The sequence below is a fragment of the Qipengyuania xiapuensis genome, assembly GCF_019711395.1.
GTDB lineage: Bacteria > Pseudomonadota > Alphaproteobacteria > Sphingomonadales > Sphingomonadaceae > Qipengyuania > Qipengyuania xiapuensis.
Window position 1 is genome coordinate 1,147,394 of sequence record NZ_JAIGNL010000001.1, and the last position, 18,994, is coordinate 1,166,387.

Genomic DNA, 18,994 nt, shown 5'->3' on the forward strand with positions numbered 1-18,994 from the left:
CATGGACACACAGACCCTGATCTACATTTTCGTCGGCCTCAGCTTCGCGCTGTACATCGGTATCGCGATCTGGTCGCGGGCCGGTTCGACGAAGGAATTCTACGTTGCCGGCGGCGGGGTAAACCCGGTCGTGAACGGCATGGCAACCGCCGCCGACTGGATGAGCGCGGCAAGCTTCATCTCGATGGCGGGCCTCATTGCCTTCCTCGGCTATGATGCGAGCGTCTACCTGATGGGTTGGACCGGCGGCTACGTTCTGCTTGCACTCCTGCTTGCGCCATATCTGCGCAAGTTCGGCCAATTCACCGTGCCCGATTTCATCGGCACGCGGTACTATTCCAAGACCGCGCGCGTGGTGGCGGTGATCTGCCTGATCTTCATCAGCTTCACCTATATCGCAGGCCAGATGCGCGGCGTGGGTATCGTGTTCTCGCGCTTCCTCGATGTGCAGATCTTCTGGGGCGTCATCATCGGCATGGGCATCGTCTTCGTCTATGCCGTGCTCGGCGGGATGAAGGGCATCACCTATACGCAGGTCGCGCAATACTGCGTGCTGATCTTCGCCTACATGGTGCCGGCGTTCTTCCTGAGCTTCATGATCACGGGCAACCCGATCCCGCAGATCGGCCTTGGCTCGACGGTGAACGACGGGTCCGGCCTGTACGTCCTGCAGAAGCTCAACCTCGTGCTGAGCGACTTGGGCTTCGGGGAGTATACCGACGGGTCGAAGAGCATGATCGACGTGTTCTGCATCACGCTTGCGCTGATGGTGGGCACTGCGGGTCTTCCGCATGTGATCGTGCGCTTCTTCACCGTTCCCAAGGCTTCCGATGCCCGCAAGTCGGCTGGGTGGGCGCTGGTGTTCATCGCGCTGCTCTACACGACTGCACCCGCGGTCGGTGCCTTCGCCCGGATCAACTTCATCGATACGGTGAACGAGACCGAGTATTCGCAGGCCCCCGAGTGGTTCAAGAACTGGGAGCGCAATGACCTCATCGCCTTCCAAGACAAGAACGGCGACGGTGTCATGCAGTACCGCAGCGGTGATGCCTTCGCAGGCGCGCCGGAATTCGGTGAAGGTACGGGCGCCTCGGGCGAACGCGTGGTGACCAATGCGCCGGTCGCCGACAGCGAGAACGAGGTCTATGTCGACCGCGACATCATGGTCCTCGCCAACCCCGAGATCGGCAATTTGCCGGGATGGGTGATCGCGCTGGTTGCAGCCGGTGGCCTCGCCGCAGCCTTGTCGACGGCAGCGGGCCTGTTGCTGGTGATCTCCAGCTCGGTCAGCCACGACCTGCTCAAATCGACCTTCAAGCCGGACATATCGGAGAAGGGCGAGCTGATGGCGGCGCGTATCGCGGCGACTGCAGCGATCGTGGTGGCAGGTTACCTCGGCATCTATCCGCCAGGATGGGTGGCACAGGTGGTCGCCTTCGCCTTCGGCCTTGCCGCTGCCAGCCTGTTCCCGGCCATCTTCATGGGCATCTTCTCGAAGTCGATGAACAAGGAAGGCGCGATCGCCGGCATGGTCTCGGGTCTCGCTTTCACCTTCAGCTACATCTTCTACTTCAAGCTGATGAACCCGGAAGCGAACGTGGCGGAAAACTGGCTCTTCGGTATCTCTCCCGAAGGCATCGGCGTGGTCGGCATGGTGCTGAACTTCGCCATCGCCATCGCGGTCTCGAAGATGACGGCCAGCCCGCCGGTCGAGATCAAGAAGCTGGTGGACTCGATCCGCGTTCCGCGCGGAGCCGGGGAAGCCCACGCTCACTAAGCCCTTCGTGGCTCTCGCAGGGAAGGGCGGCACCGCACGGTGTCGCCCTTTTCTTTGCAAGTTCACGGCCTTGGGTTAGGCTGGCAAGCGGAGGGAGGATGAGATGCTGTTTGGCGCAGCAATCCTGGCGGCTACGCTCTATCTCGCGCTGCTATTCTGGCTGGCGGCGCGGCAGGACCGGCTCGGCCAGTCGGGGCAGGCGCTTTCCCGGCGCAGGCGCGACTGGATCTACGGCCTCAGCCTTGCGGTCTACTGCACCAGCTGGACCTTCTTCGGCGGGGTAGGATCGGCGGCGAGTGCGGGCTGGCACTACCTGCCCATCTACCTTGGACCGATCCTCGTCTTCACTGTCGGCTACGGATTGGTGCGGCGCATCCTCGCGCAGGCCAAGGCGCAGCATTCCACCTCGATCGCCGACTTCCTTTCGGCCCGCTACGGCAAGAGCGCGCTGGTCGCATCGCTGGTGACGATTATCGCCACCATTGGCTCGCTGCCCTACATGGCGCTGCAACTCCAATCGGTCGGCGCGACGTTGCTTGCCCTCGATCCCGACCTGCAATCCAGCGTTTCGGCAGATGAGCTGGTCCTGCTCGTGGCAGGTAGCATGGCATTGTTCGCTATCCTGTTCGGCTCGCGCAGGGGAGACAGCGCCGGCGACAATGCTGGGCTGGTCCTCACGATCGCGGTCGAATCTGTCGTGAAGCTCCTCGCACTGCTGGCTGTGGCAGCCTTTGCTCTCGTGCTCATTTTTGCCGCGGAAAGCACCACGATGGCCGAGGCTTCGCCCTTTTCTGCCACGCAGATCGATGCCCGCTTCGCCATCCTCACGCTTATCGCAGCCTGTGCCGCGCTATGCCTTCCGCGGCAGTTCCACATGACCTTTGTTGAGGCCCAGACCGACCGGGCGAGCCGCACGATGCAATGGCTCTTCCCCGGCTACCTCCTGCTGACCTCGCTGGTGATTGTCCCGATCGTGATGGCGGGCCTGGCCATCCTGCCAGCGTCGACGCCCTCGGACATGATCGTGATGGCTCTGCCGCTAGCCAGCGGGAACGAGGCTCTTGCGCTGTTCGTCTTCATCGGCGGTTTCGCGGCTTCAACCGGCATGATCGTGGTCGCCAGTGTCGCTCTCTCGACCATGATTACGAATGACCTCGTGTCGCCGCTCGTCTTCCGGCGAGAGCTGCGCGGGCGAGGGGACCGGACCCGGCTTGCGACCCGCCTCCTCATGGTGCGGCGCCTCGTCATCGCGGCGCTCCTGTTCTTTGCTTACCTGTTCTATCTCGGCTTCGGTGCCGCCGCGAACCTTGCGGGCCTCGGGACGCTGGCTTTTGCGGCGATGGCACAGTTCGCGCCCGGGCTGGTGCTGGGCATGGTCAGCCGCCACGGCAACAAGGTGGGTATGGTCTGCGGGCTGGTCGCGGGCTTCGTGTGCTGGCTGACCCTGCTTATCCTGCCCTCGGCGAGCGGACAGGCCCCGCTACTTGCGATCCATCCCGATATGCTCGTTTCAGGCGTGCTCCTCAGTCTCGGCGCCAATGTCGCTGCCTACTGGGCCGGCTCCGCTTTCGGGCGGGAAACGCTGGTGGATGCCGCGCAGGCTGCAGCATTCGTGGGCATGACACCTCCGGGGATGCGCCCGGCGTTCGCAACCAGCAAACGAGTCGGCGACATCCGCCTCCTGCTCGCGCAATTCGTCGGCCAGAAGCGTGCGCTCGAAACGCTAGGGGGCGCTTATCGTGACGACGCACCTGCCGATCAGGAGGTGATGGCGCTTGCCGAGCGCACCATTGCTGGGGTCGTAGGTACACCGTCTGCCCGGATGCTGATGGCGAGCTGGTCGCAGGGCGACCCGGTTCCGCTGGAAAAGGTCGTCGCCATGTTCGACGAGACCAACCGGCGCCTGACCTTCAGCGGTGACCTGCTCCAGCTCGCGATCGAGAACATCGACCAGGGCGTGGCGCTGGTGGATGCAGACATGAACCTCGTGGCGTGGAACAGCCGCTATCAGGAAATGTTCGGACTGCCCGACGAGCTGGCCAGCGTGGGAACGCCGATCGCCGAGCTCATCCGCTTCAATCTCAGGCTCGGCGGCACGGACGAGGACGAGATCGAGCGCCAGATCGCACGCCGCCTCGATCACATGCGCGCGGGCAGGACGCACCGCATGGAACGCGAACAGCCCGACGGGCGCATCATGCTGATCGTCGGCAATCCGGCGCCGGGCGGCGGCTATGTGACCAGCTACAGCGATGTGACCGCAGAACGGCGGGCCGAGCAGGCTCTCGAGCAGAAGGTCGCGGAGCGCACGCACCAGCTCAGCGAAGCCAACGAGAAACTTGAAGCCGCAACCCAGTCCAAGACGCGCTTCCTTGCGGCAGCCAGCCATGACCTGATCCAGCCGCTCAATGCAGCTCGACTCTTCGCATCAGCCCTCGGAGAGGAGGTGCGCGGACGCGACCAGCTCGAGCGCCTTGTAAGGGACCTCGACGGGTCGATTTCCTCTGCCGACCGCCTGATCCGAGCGCTGCTCGATATTTCCAAGCTCGACGGTGGCGGGATCGAACCGAAGCTCGAACCTGTCGCGCTCGAGGAGATATTCCGCGAGATCGAGCGCGAGTTTGCCGTCCAGGCGGAGGAGAAGGGGCTGCGGTTCCGCTGCGTGCGGACGAGCGCGTGGCTGCATACCGACCGCGCCCTGCTGGCGAGCATCACGCGTAACCTCGTGAGCAACGCCGTGCGCTACACCGACGAGGGCGGTGTCCTGCTCGGCGTGCGCAGGGACGGCGATGATATCTCCCTGTGCGTCTACGATACCGGCCCTGGGATCGCGGAGAAGGACGTCGAGCGGCTGTTCGGCGAGTTCCAGCGCGGTGCCACGAGCAACCGGGAAGGCCTCGGCCTCGGGCTTGCCATCGTGCGCAGGATCGCGGCGCTCCTCGATGTCGAGATCGTCACCCGCTCCGTGATCGGAAAGGGGAGCCGCTTCTCCGCCAGCCTGCCGGTGCTGCGCTGGCAGACGCGGCCCAAGGCCAAACCGAAGCGGCGCGCCTCGGCCATCGCGGATGCAAGGGTGCTGGTGGTCGACAACGATCCCGCCGCTCTCAGCGCGACATCCGCCGTGCTTTCGAAGTGGGGCTTGCAGGTCACCTGTGCCGGCAGCCTTGCCGAGGCGCGGGCCGCATGTCCGGCAGCCCCCGATGTGGTGATCATGGATTTCCGCCTGGACGACGATGAACGCGGCGATGGTGTCTACGATGCGCTGACGAAGGAGTGGGGGGCGCGGCCTCCTGCGATCCTGCTTACGGCAGAGGCTGGCGAGGAAACCGAAGCTGCGGCCAAGAGGATGGGCGCGAACCGGTTGCTCAAGCCGTCATCGCCGGCTGCGCTACGGGCCCTGATTTCCGATTGCATTGCCCGTGGGCAGGGAGACGGTCAGGCCTCCGCCGGGTCCGCCGTGTCCTGATCGACGATCAGTTTGCCGGCCAAGAGGACGGCTTGCGTCCGATTGACCACTCCCAGCTTGCGGAAGATCGCCGTGATATGCGCTTTCACGGTCGCTTCGCTGATGTCGAGCTCGTAGGCGATCTGCTTGTTCAGCAGGCCCTCGTTGAGCTGGCCGAGGATGCGACGCTGCGCCGGGGTGAGTGACGCGATGCGTGCAAGGTCGTCATCGGTTTCGTCTTCGCTGTCGGGAAACCAGCTGTCGCCCTCGCGAACGCAGGACAGCGCCTCGCGCATTTCCTCGAGGCTGGCGGATTTCGGGATGAAGGCCGCAGCGCCAAGCTGGTTGGCCGCGGCATAGACCCTCGGCTCCTCGCTTGCTGACACGATGATGACCGGCAGGGCGGGATGATCCTGGCGGAAGTCCATCAGCGCGGAAAGACCGTTCGAATCCTCCATGTGAAGATCGAGCAGCAAGGCTTCCGCCCCCTGCTCGACCTCGCGGCGCGCTTCTCCCGCGCTCGACGCTTCGATGATCTCCGCATCGGGCCACACCTTGGCCACCGCATGGCTGAGCGCCGTGCGGAACAGCGGGTGGTCGTCGGCGATGATGATGCGCTGGGCCATGATGCTCAGCGGTTCTGCCGTCCTTCGATCAACCGATCAACAAGGCTTGGGTCCGCCAGTGTGGAAGTATCGCCCAGCGAACCATATTCGTTTTCCGCGATTTTGCGCAGGATCCGGCGCATGATCTTGCCGCTCCGCGTCTTGGGCAGGCCGTCGGTGAACTGGATATGGTCGGGCGAGGCGATCGGGCCGATTTCCTTGCGGACGTGGCCGCGCAGTTCGGCATAAAGCTCGTCCGATCCCTCTTCGCCGGCGTTCAAGGTGACGTAGCAGTAAATGCCCTGTCCCTTGATATCGTGCGGGTATCCGACGACCGCGGACTCGGCGACCTTCGCGTGGCTCACCAGCGCGCTTTCGACCTCGGCCGTGCCCATCCTGTGGCCCGAGACGTTTATCACGTCGTCGACGCGGCCGGTGATCCAGTAATAACCGTCCTCGTCGCGGCGGCAGCCGTCGCCGGTGAAATACTTGCCCTCGTAGGTGCTGAAATAGGTCTGCACGAAGCGCTCGTGATCGCCATAGACCGTACGCGCCTGACCGGGCCAACTATGCGTGATGCACAGATTGCCCTCGGTCGCGCCATCGAGAACAGCGCCCTCATTATCGACCAGCTGCGGCTGGATCCCGAAGAAGGGCAGCCCCGCGCTACCCGGTTTCATGTCATGTGCCGAAGGTAGCGTGGTGATCATCACCCCGCCGGTCTCGGTCTGCCACCAGGTATCGACGATCGGGCAGCGCTTCTCGCCGACAGTTTCGAAATACCAGCGCCAGGCTTCTGGATTGATCGGCTCGCCAACGGTGCCGAGCAGCCGGAGCGAGGACCGGTCGTGCCTGGTCACGAAGTCGTCGCCCTCGCGCATCAGCGCGCGGATGGCGGTTGGTGCGGTGTAGAGGATGTTGACCTTGTGCTTCTCGACCACCTCCCAGAAGCGGCTGTGGTCGGGATAGCTCGGCACGCCCTCGAAGATGACCTGGGTCGCGCCGTTCAGCAGCGGTCCGTAGGCGATATAGCTGTGGCCGGTGATCCAGCCGATATCGGCAGTGCACCAGAACACTTCGCCGGGCTGGTAATCGAACACGTAGTTGAAGGTCGTGGCGGTCCACACGCCGTAGCCACCGGTCGTGTGCACCACGCCCTTGGGCTTTCCGGTAGAGCCCGAGGTGTAGAGGATGAACAGGGGATCCTCCGCGTTCATTTCCTCGCATGGGCAATCGGCATCGCTGGCGAGCTCATGGTACCAGTGGTCGCGGCCAGCGGTCATGGCGATATCGCCGCCCGTATGGCTCACGACGAGGACGCCTTTGACGCCGGCATCTTCGTCCAGCTGGTCGAGAGCCGCATCGACATTGGCCTTGAGCGGCACGCGCTTGCTTCCGCGCAGGCCCTCGTCGGCGGTGATCACGAAGCGGCTGCCGCAACCCTCGATCCGGCCGGCCAGCGCCTCGGGTGAGAACCCGCCGAACACGACAGAGTGGATCGCGCCCAGCCTTGCGCAGGCGAGCATCGCAGTGACGCCCTGTACGACCATGGGCATGTAGATGGTCACGCGCTCGCCCTTGGTGACGCCCAGCGCCTTGAGCGCATTGGCCATCGCGACAACTTCCGCATGAAGCTGGCGATAGGTGAGGGTGCGCCCGGGGCTTTGCGGATCGTCGGGTTCGAAGATAAGCGCGGTCTCGTTGCCGCGCTCTGCCAGGTGGCGATCGACCGCATTGTGGCACAGGTTGAGAGTGCCGTCGGCGAACCAGCTGATCCCGACCGGGTCGAATGACCAATCGCCGGCCTTGGTCGGCGCGCTCGTCCAGTCCAGTCGCTTCGCCTGCTCGAGCCAGAAACCGTCGCTGTCCTCGACCGAACGGCGGTACAGCTCGTCATACTGTTCCGGCGTGCAGTGGGTTTCGGTGGCGTCGCTGATCCGGTGAACTGCATTGAGCATGGTCGGTCTCCCTTTCCCGACTCGGAATAGCAGCAGGGAAGGGGGCGGCGCTGTCAGACCAAGGTCTTACGACTATCTGCCGATTTATCGCTCCTATGATGTGGGCGCATTGTCCGTCTCGATAACAGACGAGGGAGATTGGACATGCTTGGCAGCAGGATGAGGACGGGATTTCGCGTGGCGCTTCTGGCAGGGACATGCCTCGCGGCAACGCCCGCCGCGGCGCAGGACGCGGAACTCGAGGCACGGCTGGACCGGCTCGAGACGCTGGTCATGGGCCTCATCGAACGGCTCGATGCGCAGGAAGGCCAGATGGAGGCCAACCAGGCCGAAAGCGCTGCAGCGGCCGAGGCGGCCCTCGCCGAAACCCGGGCAATGCAAGCACGCCAGGAAGAGCTCGCCGCGCAGATCGAGGAGCCGAAAAAGCAGGAAGACAAGGGCTTCCGCGTCGGCAACACCACCGTTTCCTATGCCGGATACGTCAAGCTCGATGCGATCTCGCAGCGCACCAGCGGCGGGCAGGTCGCCTCGGGCAGCATCGTGCGCGATTTCCTCATTCCCGGCGCCATTCCGGTCGGCGGGGAAGCCTCGGGCTGGGATACCGATTTCAACGCCCGCCAGTCGCGCTTTATCTTCAAGACGTCGACCGATGTCGGTGCCGAGCACAAGCTGAACTCGCAGATCGAGCTCGATTTCATGGTCACGCCGAACGGCGACGAGCGCATTTCGAACAGCTACCAGCCGCGCCTGCGACAGGCCTTCATCACCTATGACAATTGGCTGTTCGGCCAGACCTGGTCGACCTTCCAGAATGTCGGCGCGCTGCCCGATAGTCTCGATTTCATCGGGACGACGCCGGGCACGGTCTTCGAGCGCCAGCCCATGGTCCGCTATACCAATGGCGGGCTGATGCTGGCTGTCGAACAGCCGGAAACCACGGTGACCACGCCTACGGGTGGCCGCGTGCTGGCCGGCGACGATACGCTCCCCGACTTCGTTGCCCGCTACAATCTCGGCGGGGACTGGGGCTCGATCACGGCGGCAGGCATCCTGCGCAACCTGCGTATTACCGATGACGACTTCGGTACGGGCGAGGACAGCGCGCTCGGCTACGGCTTCAGCCTCTCGGGCAAGATCGCGCTCGGCGACAAGGACGACTTCCGCTTCATGGGCACGGTCGGCGACGGTCTTGGCCGCTACATCGGTCTCAACATCGTCAATGACGCCGCGCTCGACGCCAACGGCGATCTCGATCCGATCTTCACCTATTCGGGTTTCGCTGCCTATCGCCACCTGTGGTCGGACAAGCTTCGCTCGAACGTGGCGGGTTCTTACTTCAAGGCGGACAACCCGGTGCTGCTGACCAGCGGCGCCGTGACCGACGAGAGCTGGAACGTGCTGGCGAATATCATCTACTCGCCGTCACGCCCGATCGATATCGGCCTGGAATACATGTATGCCGAACGCACGCTGGAGAGCGGAGAGTCCGGAAACCTGCAGAAGGTCCAGGTCTCGACCAAGTATTCGTTCTGATTGCCGGACGGACAAGGAAAACGCCGCGGAAGGGGAGGACCTTCCGCGGCGTTCTCTTTTGATCGCCGAGCTTAGAAGCGGTAGCTGATACCGCCGCTGAGGACCCAGGGATCGATCTTGTGCTCGGTCTCGATGGCCAGCGTGTTGCCAGCGAACCACTGCGCGGTGAGATCGATAAAGTAGCGTTTCGCATCGAGCGTCAGGCCGAAACCGTCCTCGCCGAGCGGAACGTCGACACCTGCCTGCAGGGCAAAACCGAATTCATTGTCGAAATTGAAGTCGGTGACGCCGAGCGGGAGGGTGGCAGCGCCCGGCTGTTCGTCGAAGATCAGCCAGTAGGTGGGGCCGGCACCGACATAGGGCTTCACGCCGCCGAGGTCGAAATGCGCCTTGGCGGTGATCGTTGCTGGCACGATCTTCGCATCGGCGACGAGTTCGGCACCGGGAAGTCCGGCAACGCCGTCGACATCGTGCTGCGTGACACCGGCGATCGTCTCGACCGAGAAGTTGTCGGTGAAGAAATACTCGATGGCGATGGTCGGCACGACGTTGTCGTTGGCTTCCGTCTGCGTACCGGCAGGCAGGCCGACGATGTCGACGTTCACGGTGTCGATCTTGCCGTCGGGCAGGACGGCCGTCGCCAGAAGCTTGACCTGCACCTCGCCTTCTTCGGCAAGGGCCTGGGTCGGAAAGGCGCCGACAGCAATGGCTGCAGCGCCAAGTGCAAGCATGTGTTTCATTGTATCAATCCCGGCACCGCAGCGGCTGCCCCTTGCAGCCCAGGTTGTTACGGTGCTCGCCGCCCAACTGCCCGCTCGGCAAGCGAAGGTCCTTGATCGAAATCAATGCGCCGCAACTTCGCGAGAGTCATGAAGCGCGCATGATGACCTTTCCCGAACAGTTCGAGCGTTTCGCCCGGATACACCTGCCCGCCAATCTCAGCGATGCGGCTATATTGCGCTTCCAGGCGCTGGGTCGCGCGGCTGCGGTAGGCAGGGAAGAGGCACTCGCGCTCAACCTTCATGCCGACCATCTCGTGTTCGTCTGCTCGGGCGCGACAAAGCTCGTCGCCCATGCTTCGGACCGACGCGACCAGGTGGTGGGATTCCACTTCCCCGACGAGCTGGTGGTCGTGCCCGCACGCGCCGAACACTCCTATACGCTGGAGGCGGTACGCCCGAGCGAACTGCTGGTTTTCGACTATCGCGACTTCACCGAGCTTGCGCGCAGCGATCCGGCAGTGCTTCGCAGCCTGCTCGAATGCGCCCGTGGCTCCTTGTCGCGCAGCCGCGAGAAGTCGCTCGCGCTTGGCCGCAAGACCGCGACAGAGCGGCTCGCGGGCTTTCTTGTCGCGATGGCGGTGCGCATCGGTTCGATGCGCGACGGGACGCTCTCGATCGATCTGCCGATGTCGCGCCGTGACATCGCCGACAGCCTCGGGCTTACCATCGAGACCGTCAGCCGTCAGTTCAGCGTACTACGCGAGCTTGGCCTGCTTGAAACCACCGGCAAGGCGGGCGTGCGCATTCCCGATCTGCGAGCGCTCGAGGCGCGCGCGGGCTACCTCACCGAAGCTGCCTGACAATTTCGCCAATTTGACGTGGATCAAAGTGCGCTCGCGCGCGCGCCGCTACCGAGTGGCAAACGACGGAGAATTCAATGCAAGCTGAAACGACGCTGGGCAGGGCAGGTCTGTGGTTTCTCGTCGCGCTCGCCGCGATGGCCGCAATGCTGGGGGCTAAGGATAGCGGTTTCGCCGCACACGCGCTGATCGTCGCGATCATCGCCTTCGGCTTATTGATCGTATCGGTGGCCCGGTTCGATCCGGCAGCATCGCTGAGCGGTTTCTTCAAGATCCCGCAGGAAGCGACACGCTATGATGACGACCCGGTGCGCTGGGCGGTTCTCGCAACGCTATTCTGGGGGCTCGCGGGCTTCCTCGCCGGTCTCTTCATCGCCCTGCAGCTCGTCTTTCCCGAACTGAATCTCGAGCCCTATCTCAACTTCGGGCGTGTGCGTCCTCTCCACACAAGCGCAGTGATCTTCGCCTTCGGGGGCAACGCCCTGATCGCGACCAGCTTCTATGTCGTGCAGCGCACCTGCCGCGCGCGGCTCGCCTTGCCCGGAATGGCCCGCTTCGTGTTCTGGGGCTACCAGGTGTTCATCGTCCTGGCCGCGACCGGCTACCTGCTCGGTATCACGCAGTCGAAGGAATATGCCGAGCCGGAATGGTACGTCGACCTGTGGCTGACGATCGTCTGGGTCTGCTACCTCCTCGTCTTCGTCGCCACGATCATGCGCCGCAAGGAGCCGCATATCTACGTGGCGAACTGGTTCTTCCTCGCCTTCATCGTGACGGTCGCCATGCTGCACGTGGTCAACAACCTCGCCATGCCGGTGAGCCTGCTCGGCGCGCGCAGCTATTCGCTCTTCGCCGGCGTGCAGGACGCGCTGACCCAGTGGTGGTACGGCCATAACGCGGTCGGCTTCTTCCTGACCGCGGGCTTCCTCGCGATGATGTACTACTTCGTGCCGAAGCAGGCCGAGCGTCCGGTCTATTCCTACCGCCTGTCGATCATCCACTTCTGGTCGCTGATCTTCCTCTACATCTGGGCAGGACCGCACCACCTCCACTACACCGCACTGCCCGACTGGGCACAGACGCTCGGCATGGTGTTCTCGATCATGCTGTGGATGCCCAGCTGGGGCGGCATGATCAACGGTCTGATGACGCTCAACGGCGCATGGGACAAGGTCCGCACCGACCCGATCATCCGCATGATGGTCATGGCGCTCGCCTTCTACGGCATGAGCACCTTCGAAGGCCCGATGATGAGCATCAAGGCCGTAAACTCGCTCTCGCACTACACCGACTGGACGATCGGCCACGTGCACTCGGGCGCGCTCGGCTGGAACGGCATGATCACATTCGCCTGCGTTTACTACCTCGTGCCGCGCCTGTGGAAGCGCAAGCGCCTCTATTCGCTGCGCATGATCAACTGGCACTTCTGGCTCGCGACGCTGGGCATCGTCTTCTACGCCGCCAGCATGTGGGTGGCAGGCATCACCCAGGGCCTGATGTGGCGCGAATACGGTGCCGACGGCTACCTGGTGAACAGCTTTGCCGACACGGTCGCAGCGCTCCAGCCGATGTACCTGATGCGTGCCTTTGGCGGCTTCCTCTACCTCTCGGGCTTCCTGATCATGCTCTACAACGTCTGGCAGACGCTCGCCGGCCGCCTGCGTGACGAAGCGCCGATGACCGAGACCCCGCATGACGAAGAGGCCGACCGGCCCGTCCCTCCCACCGCCGTACCGGCCGAATAAGGGAGCCAGGAGACCATGACCGACAAACCCGAAGAAGCGATCTCGGCACCTCCCCTCTCGCAGGAACCGCCCGATGTCGAAGCAACAGCCAAGGGCCACAAGCGGCTCGAGCGCAACGTCACGCTGTTGGCAGTCGCGACGTTCCTGACCGTCACAATCGGCGGGATCGTGGAGATCGCGCCGCTGTTCTGGATCGACAATACCGTCGAGAAGGTGGACGGGATGCGCCCCTATACCCCGCTCGAGCTGGCAGGGCGCGACATCTACATCCGCGAGGGTTGCTACACCTGCCACAGCCAGATGATCCGCCCGTTCAAGGACGAGGTCGAACGCTACGGCCACTACAGCCTCGCCGCCGAGAGCATGTACGACCACCCCTTCCAGTGGGGATCCAAGCGGACCGGTCCCGACCTTGCACGCGTTGGCGGTCGCTATTCGGACGAATGGCACGTCCAGCATCTCGTCAACCCGCAGGATGTCGTGCCTGAAAGCATCATGCCGCAATACGGCTTCCTCGCCGAAGCGGACCTCGAGGTTGCCGATCCGGCTGCGAACCTGACGGCACTACGCCGCGTGGGTGTCCCCTATACGGACGAGCAGATCGAGAATGCCGAGAGCGATCTTGCGCTGCAGGCCGATAGCTTCGGCGACGCGGAGGCACTCGCCAGCCGCTATCCCAAGTCGCAGGTCCGCGATTACGACGGTGATCCCTCGCGCCTGACCGAGATGGATGCGCTCGTCGCCTATCTCCAGATGCTCGGCACGCTGGTCGATGTCGAAAGCGCCGCGGCGCAGGAAGAACTCACCAACGAGAAGGGGCGCTGACCATGTACGAAATGCTGCGCCACTTCGCCGACAGCTACTTCCTGATCGTGATGCTGATCCTGTTCATCGGCCTGAGTGCGTGGCCGTTCCGTCCGGGAGCGCGCGAGCACAACCACAATGCAGCCCATTCGATTTTCGAGGACAAGACCGATGGCGAATGACGAAAAGCGCATCGACCAGCCGACCGGCACCGAGTTCGTCGGCCACGAGTGGGACGGGATCGAGGAGCTCGATACACCGCTACCGCGTTGGTGGCTCTGGACCTTCTACCTGACGGTCATCTGGGGCCTTGGCTACACGATCGCCTATCCGGCGTGGCCGATGCTCTCGAGCGCGACCGAAGGCCTGCTGGGCTGGACGAGCCGCGGCCAGCTGGCAGAGGAAATGAGCGTCGCTGACCAGGCACGTGTCTCGGTGGGCGAGCGTCTTGCCGCGACCGATGTCGAGAAGCTGCTCGCCAATCCCGAACTGATGCAGCAGGCGACCGCCGGTGGCGGAGCCGCCTTCCGCGTCCATTGCACCCAGTGTCACGGCTCTGGTGCCGGCGGCAACCAGGAGCTGGGCTATCCGAACCTGAACGACGACGACTGGCTGTGGGGCGGATCTCTCACCGCGATCGAATATTCGATCTCCAACGGTATCCGCCAGCCGGACGCCGACCGGAGGCAGGGCGCAATGCCGTCCTTCGATGGCGCGTTCGACAGCGCCCAGATGAGCGCGCTCGTATCGCACGTCCGGTCGCTGAGCGGCCTTGAAGCCGCCAACTCGGCGGGCGCGCAGCTCTATTCCGAGAATTGTAGCGTCTGCCATGGCAATGCCGGACAGGGTGATCGCACCGTTGGCGCGCCGCGCCTCGACGACGCGATCTGGCTACGCGGGAGCAGCCCCGAGGCAGTTCGCGCCCAGATCCTGAATCCCAAGCTGGGCGTGATGCCGGCATTCGGCGACAGGCTCGACCCGGTCACGATCAAGATGCTGACGGCCTACGTCCATACGCGCGGTGGCGGCGAGGACGAGGTTATCGCGGACGAAACGAGTGCCGAGACCGTGACTGCCGAAAGCGCCGTGGACGGAGCAAATGAGCAACCCTGACGACCCGGAAGGCAAATCCGGCCGCGACTGGTCGGTTGTCGTCGAGGACGGCGTTGCCAAGACCAATGAACCGGTCAGCAGCGCCGTCGCCTCGCCGGAGGCTGCGACGCGGCGGCACGAACCGCACGAGCCGCCGCGCCAGAACGTGCCGGAGAAGCTCTACGAAGCGCGCAAGGCGGTGCACAACAAGCGCATCGACGGACCGTTCCGCCGCTTCAAGTGGCTGGTCATGCTGGTCACGCTGGCGATCTACTACGGTACGCCGTGGATACGCTGGGACCGCGGTCCCTACGCGCCCGACCAGGCGGTCCTCGTCGATCTGGCCAACCGCCGCTTCTACATGTTCGGCATCGAGATCTGGCCGCACGAATTCTATTTCGTAGCCGGCCTGCTCATCATGGCAGGGATCGGCCTGTTCCTCGTGACGAGCGCGGTGGGCCGCGCCTGGTGCGGCTATTCCTGCCCCCAGACCGTCTGGACCGATGTCTTCCAGCACGTCGACCGTTTCGTCGACGGCGATCGCAACGCCCGCATGCGGCTCGATGCCGCTCCCTGGACCTGGGGCAAGGTGGCCAAGCGCGGTCTCAAGTGGTCGATCTATCTCTTCATCGGTTTCTGGACCGGCGGCGCATGGATCATGTATTTCGCCGATGCGCCGACGCTGGTTCACGATTTCTGGCGCGGCGAGGCAGCGCCCGTCGCCTACATCACGGTCGCGATCCTCACACTGACCACCGTTGTCCTCGGCGGATTCATGCGCGAGCAGGTGTGCATCTACATGTGCCCCTGGCCGCGCATCCAGACCGCGATGATGGACGAGAAGTCGCTGCTGGTGACCTACAAGGACTGGCGCGGTGAACCTCGGGGAAGCATCAAGAAGGCGAAGAAGAACCCGGAAAGCTACGGCGACTGCATCGATTGCACCGAGTGCGTGCAGGTCTGCCCGACGGGGATCGACATTCGCGAAGGGCCCCAGATCGGGTGCATCACCTGCGGCCTGTGCATCGATGCCTGCGACCGGGTGATGGCGCAGATCGACCGTCCGCGCGGGCTCATCGACTATGCAACGCTCGAGGATTGCGACCGTGAGGCTGCAGGAGGCGAGGCAAAACCCGCGTGGAAGGCACTGCTGCGCCCGCGCACGCTCGTCTATCTCGGTGTCTGGTCGGCCGTGGGCCTCGCCCTGCTTTTCGCATTGGGGACGCGTAGTCATCTCGACCTCACGATCGCGCAAGACCGCAACCCGCCCTTCATGCTGATGAGCGACGGCTCGGTGCGCAACTCCTACACGCTGCGGCTGCGCAACATGTCCAGCACACCGCGCGAAATGTCGGTTACGCTCGAAGAGCTCGACGGCGGGGTGTTCTGGACCGACGGTATTCGCCGCGATGCAGCCGCGCGCAGCCAGACCTTCACGGTCCCCGCAGACCAGACACGCAGCGTGCGCGCCTATGTCGTCGCGCCGCGTGGCACCGCCCAGCAGGAATTCGCATTCGTCCTTTCCACCGAGGACGAGCGCCCCGAGACGGACAGGGGCACGATACGATTTAGCGCTCCGGAGGAGGACCGATGAGAAAGCCTTTCAGCGGATGGCACATGACCGGCGTGCTGGTCGGCGGCTTCGGCATCGTTGTTGCCGTGAATTTCTTCATGGCGAGCCAGGCAGTCGGTAGTTTCGGCGGCGTGGTGGTCGAAAATTCCTATGTCGCCAGCCAGAACTTCAACACCTGGCTTGCCGCTGCGGAGGAGGCCAACGAGCTCGGCTGGACCGCCGAGATCGCCCGAAGCGGTGACGGACGGCTCGAAGTCCGCACGCAAGGTACGCCCGAAGGTGTGACGGCAATCGCGGAGCTTCGCCATCCCCTCGGTCGCTCCGAGCCGCTTCGCTGGGAGCTCGATTCCGCCGAGGGCGATCGTTTCCTGAGTGAAGAGACGCTTCCCGAAGGCCGGTGGCTGGTGCGGCTGATCCTCGCCGAAGGCGAACGCGAATACCGCATCGAGAGGCCGCTGGGGTGAACGCCCATGCAACCCTGGCGCCCGGGGAGGCACATGCGGAGCATGACACGCGCTTCACCGTGCCCGGGATCCGCTGCGCGGGCTGCATCGCCAAGATCGAGCGCGGCCTGTCGCAGCTCGAGGGTGTCGAAGCTGCGCGGGTGAATTTCTCTGCCAAGCGCGTCGCTGTCAGGCACGACGAGCGTTGGGACGAGGATAGCCTGATCCTTGAATTGGCGGGTCTGGGTTTCGAGGCGCAGCCAGCCGCCGAAAACCCGCTGGCGCAGGACGACAAGGAAACGCGCCGCCTGCTTCGCGCGCTGGCTGTCGCGGGCTTCGGCATGATGAATATCATGCTGTTGTCGGTCAGCGTCTGGTCCGGCGCGGGCGGGGTCACGCGCGAGCTGTTCCACTGGCTCTCGGCGCTGATCGCCTTGCCCGTCGTCGCCTATTCGGGCCGCCCCTTCTTTTCCAGTGCGCTCATGGCGCTGCGTCACGGGCGTACGAACATGGACGTGCCGATTTCCATCGGCGTCCTGCTCGCGACGATCATGTCTTTCCACGAGACCGTGGTCGGCGGCGAGCACGCCTATTTCGACGGCGCGGTCATGCTGCTGTTCTTCCTGCTCACCGGACGGGCGCTCGACGCCACGATGCGCGGACGGACGCGCGCCGGGATCGGCGCCCTCCTGTCGCGGATGGGCAAGTACGCCACCGTGGTCCAGGCCGATGGCAGCACTTCGCGGCTCGAGGCCAAGGAACTGGCCGCGGGGATGACCATGCTGGTGCCCTCGGGCGAAGCACTGGCGGCGGACGGGCGCATCCTCGAGGGGCAAGGCCGGATCGACAACTCCATGCTGACCGGCGAGAGCATGTCGGTTGCCGTGAGTGTGGGCGACACCGTCCATGCCGGGGCGATCCTCATCGACGGACCGCTGGTGGTCGAGGTCACGGCTGCGAATGACGATACGGTTCTCGCCGAAATCGCGCGGCTCATGGACGAGGCGGGGCAATCGCGCAGCCGCTACGTCCGTATTGCCGATCGTGCCTCGCGTTTCTACGCGCCGGCTGTCCACACGCTGGCGCTGCTGGCATTTGCCGGATGGATGCTGGCCGGAGCAGGCTGGCACCAGTCGATGATCATCGCGATCGCCGTGCTCATCATCACCTGTCCCTGCGCACTTGGCCTTGCGGTTCCTGCAGCGCAGGTCGTTGCCTCGGGCGCGCTGTCCCGCGCGGGCGTGCTGGTCAAGGACGGTAGCGCGCTCGAACGGCTGGCCGAGGTCGATATCGCGCTGTTCGACAAGACCGGTACGCTGACGCTCGGCGAACCCGTTCCCGATGTCTCGGCGCTCGACGTCACGGCGCAGCAGGTTGCGCTCGGCCTTGCGCAGGCAAGCGCGCATCCGCTCAGCCGGGGCCTTGCTGCAAAGCTGCGCGAGAACGGCGTGATCGCCGCCGAGATCACCGAGATCGACGAAAGCGCAGGCGTCGGCATCCGTGGAAATTGGCAGGGAACGGAAGTGCGCCTTCATCGCGGCAGCGAGAAGACAGAGGCTCCCGGTACCGAGCTGCGCATCGGGGATCGCCGCTACGCCATCGGGTTTGCCGACGAATTGCGCGCCGATGCGAAAACGGCGCTGGCCACGCTTTCCGAGCTTGGCATTTCTTCGAGGATCCTGTCGGGCGATACGAAGGGCGCGGTCGAGAAGGTCGCTTCCCAGCTCCGGATCGAGGGCTTCGGCGGGGTAAGGCCCGAAGACAAGCTCGCCATGCTTGAGGAACTCAAGGCGAGGGGACACAAGCCGTTGATGGTGGGCGACGGGCTCAATGACGGGCCCGCACTGGCCGCCGCTCATGCCTCAATTGCACCCGGGACGGCCAGCGACATCAGCCAGCAGGCCGCCGATGCCGTTTTTCTTGGAAAGACACTCGCGCCGGTTGCGACAGCCGTCAGGGCCTCGCGCCGTACAATGGCGATCGTTCGCCAGAATTTCGCATTCGCGATTATTTACAACGTTCTGGCCGTTCCGCTCGCGCTCGCAGGGATGGTGACGCCGCTGATCGCTGCCATTTGCATGTCGCTGAGCTCGCTGATCGTCGTCGCCAATTCGCTCCGGCTGGCGAGGGCGGCACGATGAGCGGTCTTGCGATCCTTATCCCCGTCGCGCTCGGGATGGGCGCACTGGGTCTCGCCGTGTTCTTCTGGGCGATGAAGCATGAACAGTTCGACGATCTCGACGGTGCTGCGCAGCGCATCTTGATCGACGAAGAAGAGGAGTAGGGGCTTTGAATTCCCTGCTTCTCGCTGTTTCGGCTCTCATTCCCGCGATGATCGGACCGCTCCCTGCCGAGGAGCGCACTCTCACGGTCACGCTTTGCGGTAGCGGAAAGGTGATCGAGATCGATCTCGGCGACCCCGCCCCGGATGATGGCG

Annotated in this window: 15 protein-coding genes; 12 read left to right on the top strand and 3 right to left on the bottom strand. The window is 64.2% G+C overall.

Features of this window, described 5'->3' with window-relative positions:
* The first annotated feature begins 1 nt into the window (after position 1).
* On the top strand, positions 2-1,777 hold the full coding sequence (locus K3163_RS05870; protein WP_221553478.1) for a sodium:solute symporter family protein: 1,776 nt from the start codon (positions 2-4) through the stop codon (positions 1,775-1,777).
* Between the two features lie 103 nt (positions 1,778-1,880).
* On the top strand, positions 1,881-5,243 hold the full coding sequence (locus tag K3163_RS05875; RefSeq protein WP_221553479.1) for a PAS-domain containing protein: 3,363 nt from the start codon (positions 1,881-1,883) through the stop codon (positions 5,241-5,243).
* Here the strand turns inward: K3163_RS05875 and K3163_RS05880 are convergent.
* On the bottom strand, positions 5,213-5,848 hold the full coding sequence (locus tag K3163_RS05880) for a response regulator transcription factor (protein ID WP_221553480.1): 636 nt from the start codon (positions 5,846-5,848) through the stop codon (positions 5,213-5,215). The two genes, K3163_RS05875 and K3163_RS05880, sit on opposite strands and share 31 nt — an antisense overlap.
* A 5-nt stretch (positions 5,849-5,853) precedes the next feature.
* On the bottom strand, positions 5,854-7,785 hold the full coding sequence (gene acs / locus K3163_RS05885) for an acetate--CoA ligase (RefSeq protein ID WP_221553481.1): 1,932 nt from the start codon (positions 7,783-7,785) through the stop codon (positions 5,854-5,856).
* Between the two features lie 177 nt (positions 7,786-7,962).
* On the opposite strand from acs, the gene K3163_RS05890 reads away from it, so the two are divergent.
* The gene (locus K3163_RS05890; RefSeq protein ID WP_345719703.1) at positions 7,963-9,318 is read left to right on the top strand and encodes a DcaP family trimeric outer membrane transporter; all 1,356 of its coding nucleotides are present in this window, start codon (positions 7,963-7,965) and stop codon (positions 9,316-9,318) included.
* A gap of 71 nt (positions 9,319-9,389) precedes the next feature.
* On the opposite strand, the gene K3163_RS05895 is transcribed toward K3163_RS05890, so the two are convergent.
* The gene (locus K3163_RS05895; protein ID WP_221553482.1) at positions 9,390-10,058 is read right to left on the bottom strand and encodes an OmpW/AlkL family protein; all 669 of its coding nucleotides are present in this window, start codon (positions 10,056-10,058) and stop codon (positions 9,390-9,392) included.
* A gap of 92 nt (positions 10,059-10,150) precedes the next feature.
* Here K3163_RS05895 and K3163_RS05900 point away from each other — a divergent pair, with 92 nt between their 5' ends.
* The 9 genes from K3163_RS05900 (at position 10,151) to ccoS (ending at position 18,841) form a co-directional block, all read left to right on the top strand.
* The gene (locus K3163_RS05900) at positions 10,151-10,900 is read left to right on the top strand and encodes a helix-turn-helix domain-containing protein (RefSeq protein ID WP_221553483.1); all 750 of its coding nucleotides are present in this window, start codon (positions 10,151-10,153) and stop codon (positions 10,898-10,900) included.
* Between the two features lie 77 nt (positions 10,901-10,977).
* Entirely contained in the window at positions 10,978-12,645 is a 1,668-nt protein-coding gene (gene ccoN / locus K3163_RS05905; RefSeq protein WP_221553484.1) for a cytochrome-c oxidase, cbb3-type subunit I, read from the top strand.
* A 15-nt stretch (positions 12,646-12,660) separates the two neighbouring features.
* Entirely contained in the window at positions 12,661-13,470 is an 810-nt protein-coding gene (gene ccoO / locus K3163_RS05910) for a cytochrome-c oxidase, cbb3-type subunit II (protein WP_221553485.1), read from the top strand.
* Positions 13,471-13,472: 2 nt separating this feature from the next.
* Positions 13,473-13,631 (top strand): cbb3-type cytochrome c oxidase subunit 3, encoded by a 159-nt coding sequence (locus tag K3163_RS05915; RefSeq protein WP_221428777.1) that lies wholly within the window; start codon positions 13,473-13,475, stop codon positions 13,629-13,631.
* Positions 13,621-14,562 (top strand): cytochrome-c oxidase, cbb3-type subunit III, encoded by a 942-nt coding sequence (ccoP, locus tag K3163_RS05920; RefSeq protein ID WP_221553486.1) that lies wholly within the window; start codon positions 13,621-13,623, stop codon positions 14,560-14,562. The genes K3163_RS05915 and ccoP overlap by 11 nt, the downstream gene beginning before the upstream one ends.
* Entirely contained in the window at positions 14,549-16,135 is a 1,587-nt protein-coding gene (gene ccoG, locus K3163_RS05925) for a cytochrome c oxidase accessory protein CcoG (protein WP_221553487.1), read from the top strand. Before ccoP ends, ccoG begins: the two co-directional genes overlap by 14 nt.
* Complete coding sequence (locus tag K3163_RS05930) at positions 16,132-16,578, top strand: FixH family protein (protein WP_221428774.1); 447 nt, start codon at positions 16,132-16,134, stop codon at positions 16,576-16,578. Before ccoG ends, K3163_RS05930 begins: the two co-directional genes overlap by 4 nt.
* On the top strand, positions 16,575-18,698 hold the full coding sequence (locus tag K3163_RS05935; RefSeq protein WP_221553488.1) for a heavy metal translocating P-type ATPase: 2,124 nt from the start codon (positions 16,575-16,577) through the stop codon (positions 18,696-18,698). The genes K3163_RS05930 and K3163_RS05935 overlap by 4 nt, the downstream gene beginning before the upstream one ends.
* Complete coding sequence (gene ccoS / locus K3163_RS05940) at positions 18,695-18,841, top strand: cbb3-type cytochrome oxidase assembly protein CcoS (protein ID WP_221428772.1); 147 nt, start codon at positions 18,695-18,697, stop codon at positions 18,839-18,841. Before K3163_RS05935 ends, ccoS begins: the two co-directional genes overlap by 4 nt.
* The last annotated feature ends 153 nt before the right edge of the window (positions 18,842-18,994 follow it).

Excerpts from the sequence above, each read along its gene's own strand:
- K3163_RS05870 (WP_221553478.1), top strand. The coding sequence starts at position 2 with ATGGACACACAGACCCTGATCTACATTTTCGTCGGCCTCAGCTTCGCG.
- K3163_RS05875 (WP_221553479.1), top strand. The coding sequence starts at position 1,881 with ATGCTGTTTGGCGCAGCAATCCTGGCGGCTACGCTCTATCTCGCGCTG.
- ccoG (WP_221553487.1), top strand. The coding sequence starts at position 14,549 with ATGAGCAACCCTGACGACCCGGAAGGCAAATCCGGCCGCGACTGGTCG.
- ccoN (WP_221553484.1), top strand. The coding sequence starts at position 10,978 with ATGCAAGCTGAAACGACGCTGGGCAGGGCAGGTCTGTGGTTTCTCGTC.
- K3163_RS05930 (WP_221428774.1), top strand. The coding sequence starts at position 16,132 with ATGAGAAAGCCTTTCAGCGGATGGCACATGACCGGCGTGCTGGTCGGC.
- ccoP (WP_221553486.1), top strand. The coding sequence starts at position 13,621 with ATGGCGAATGACGAAAAGCGCATCGACCAGCCGACCGGCACCGAGTTC.
- ccoS (WP_221428772.1), top strand. The coding sequence starts at position 18,695 with ATGAGCGGTCTTGCGATCCTTATCCCCGTCGCGCTCGGGATGGGCGCA.
- K3163_RS05895 (WP_221553482.1), bottom strand. The coding sequence starts at position 10,058 with ATGAAACACATGCTTGCACTTGGCGCTGCAGCCATTGCTGTCGGCGCC.
- acs (WP_221553481.1), bottom strand. The coding sequence starts at position 7,785 with ATGCTCAATGCAGTTCACCGGATCAGCGACGCCACCGAAACCCACTGC.
- ccoO (WP_221553485.1), top strand. The coding sequence starts at position 12,661 with ATGACCGACAAACCCGAAGAAGCGATCTCGGCACCTCCCCTCTCGCAG.
- K3163_RS05915 (WP_221428777.1), top strand. The coding sequence starts at position 13,473 with ATGTACGAAATGCTGCGCCACTTCGCCGACAGCTACTTCCTGATCGTG.
- K3163_RS05880 (WP_221553480.1), bottom strand. The coding sequence starts at position 5,848 with ATGGCCCAGCGCATCATCATCGCCGACGACCACCCGCTGTTCCGCACG.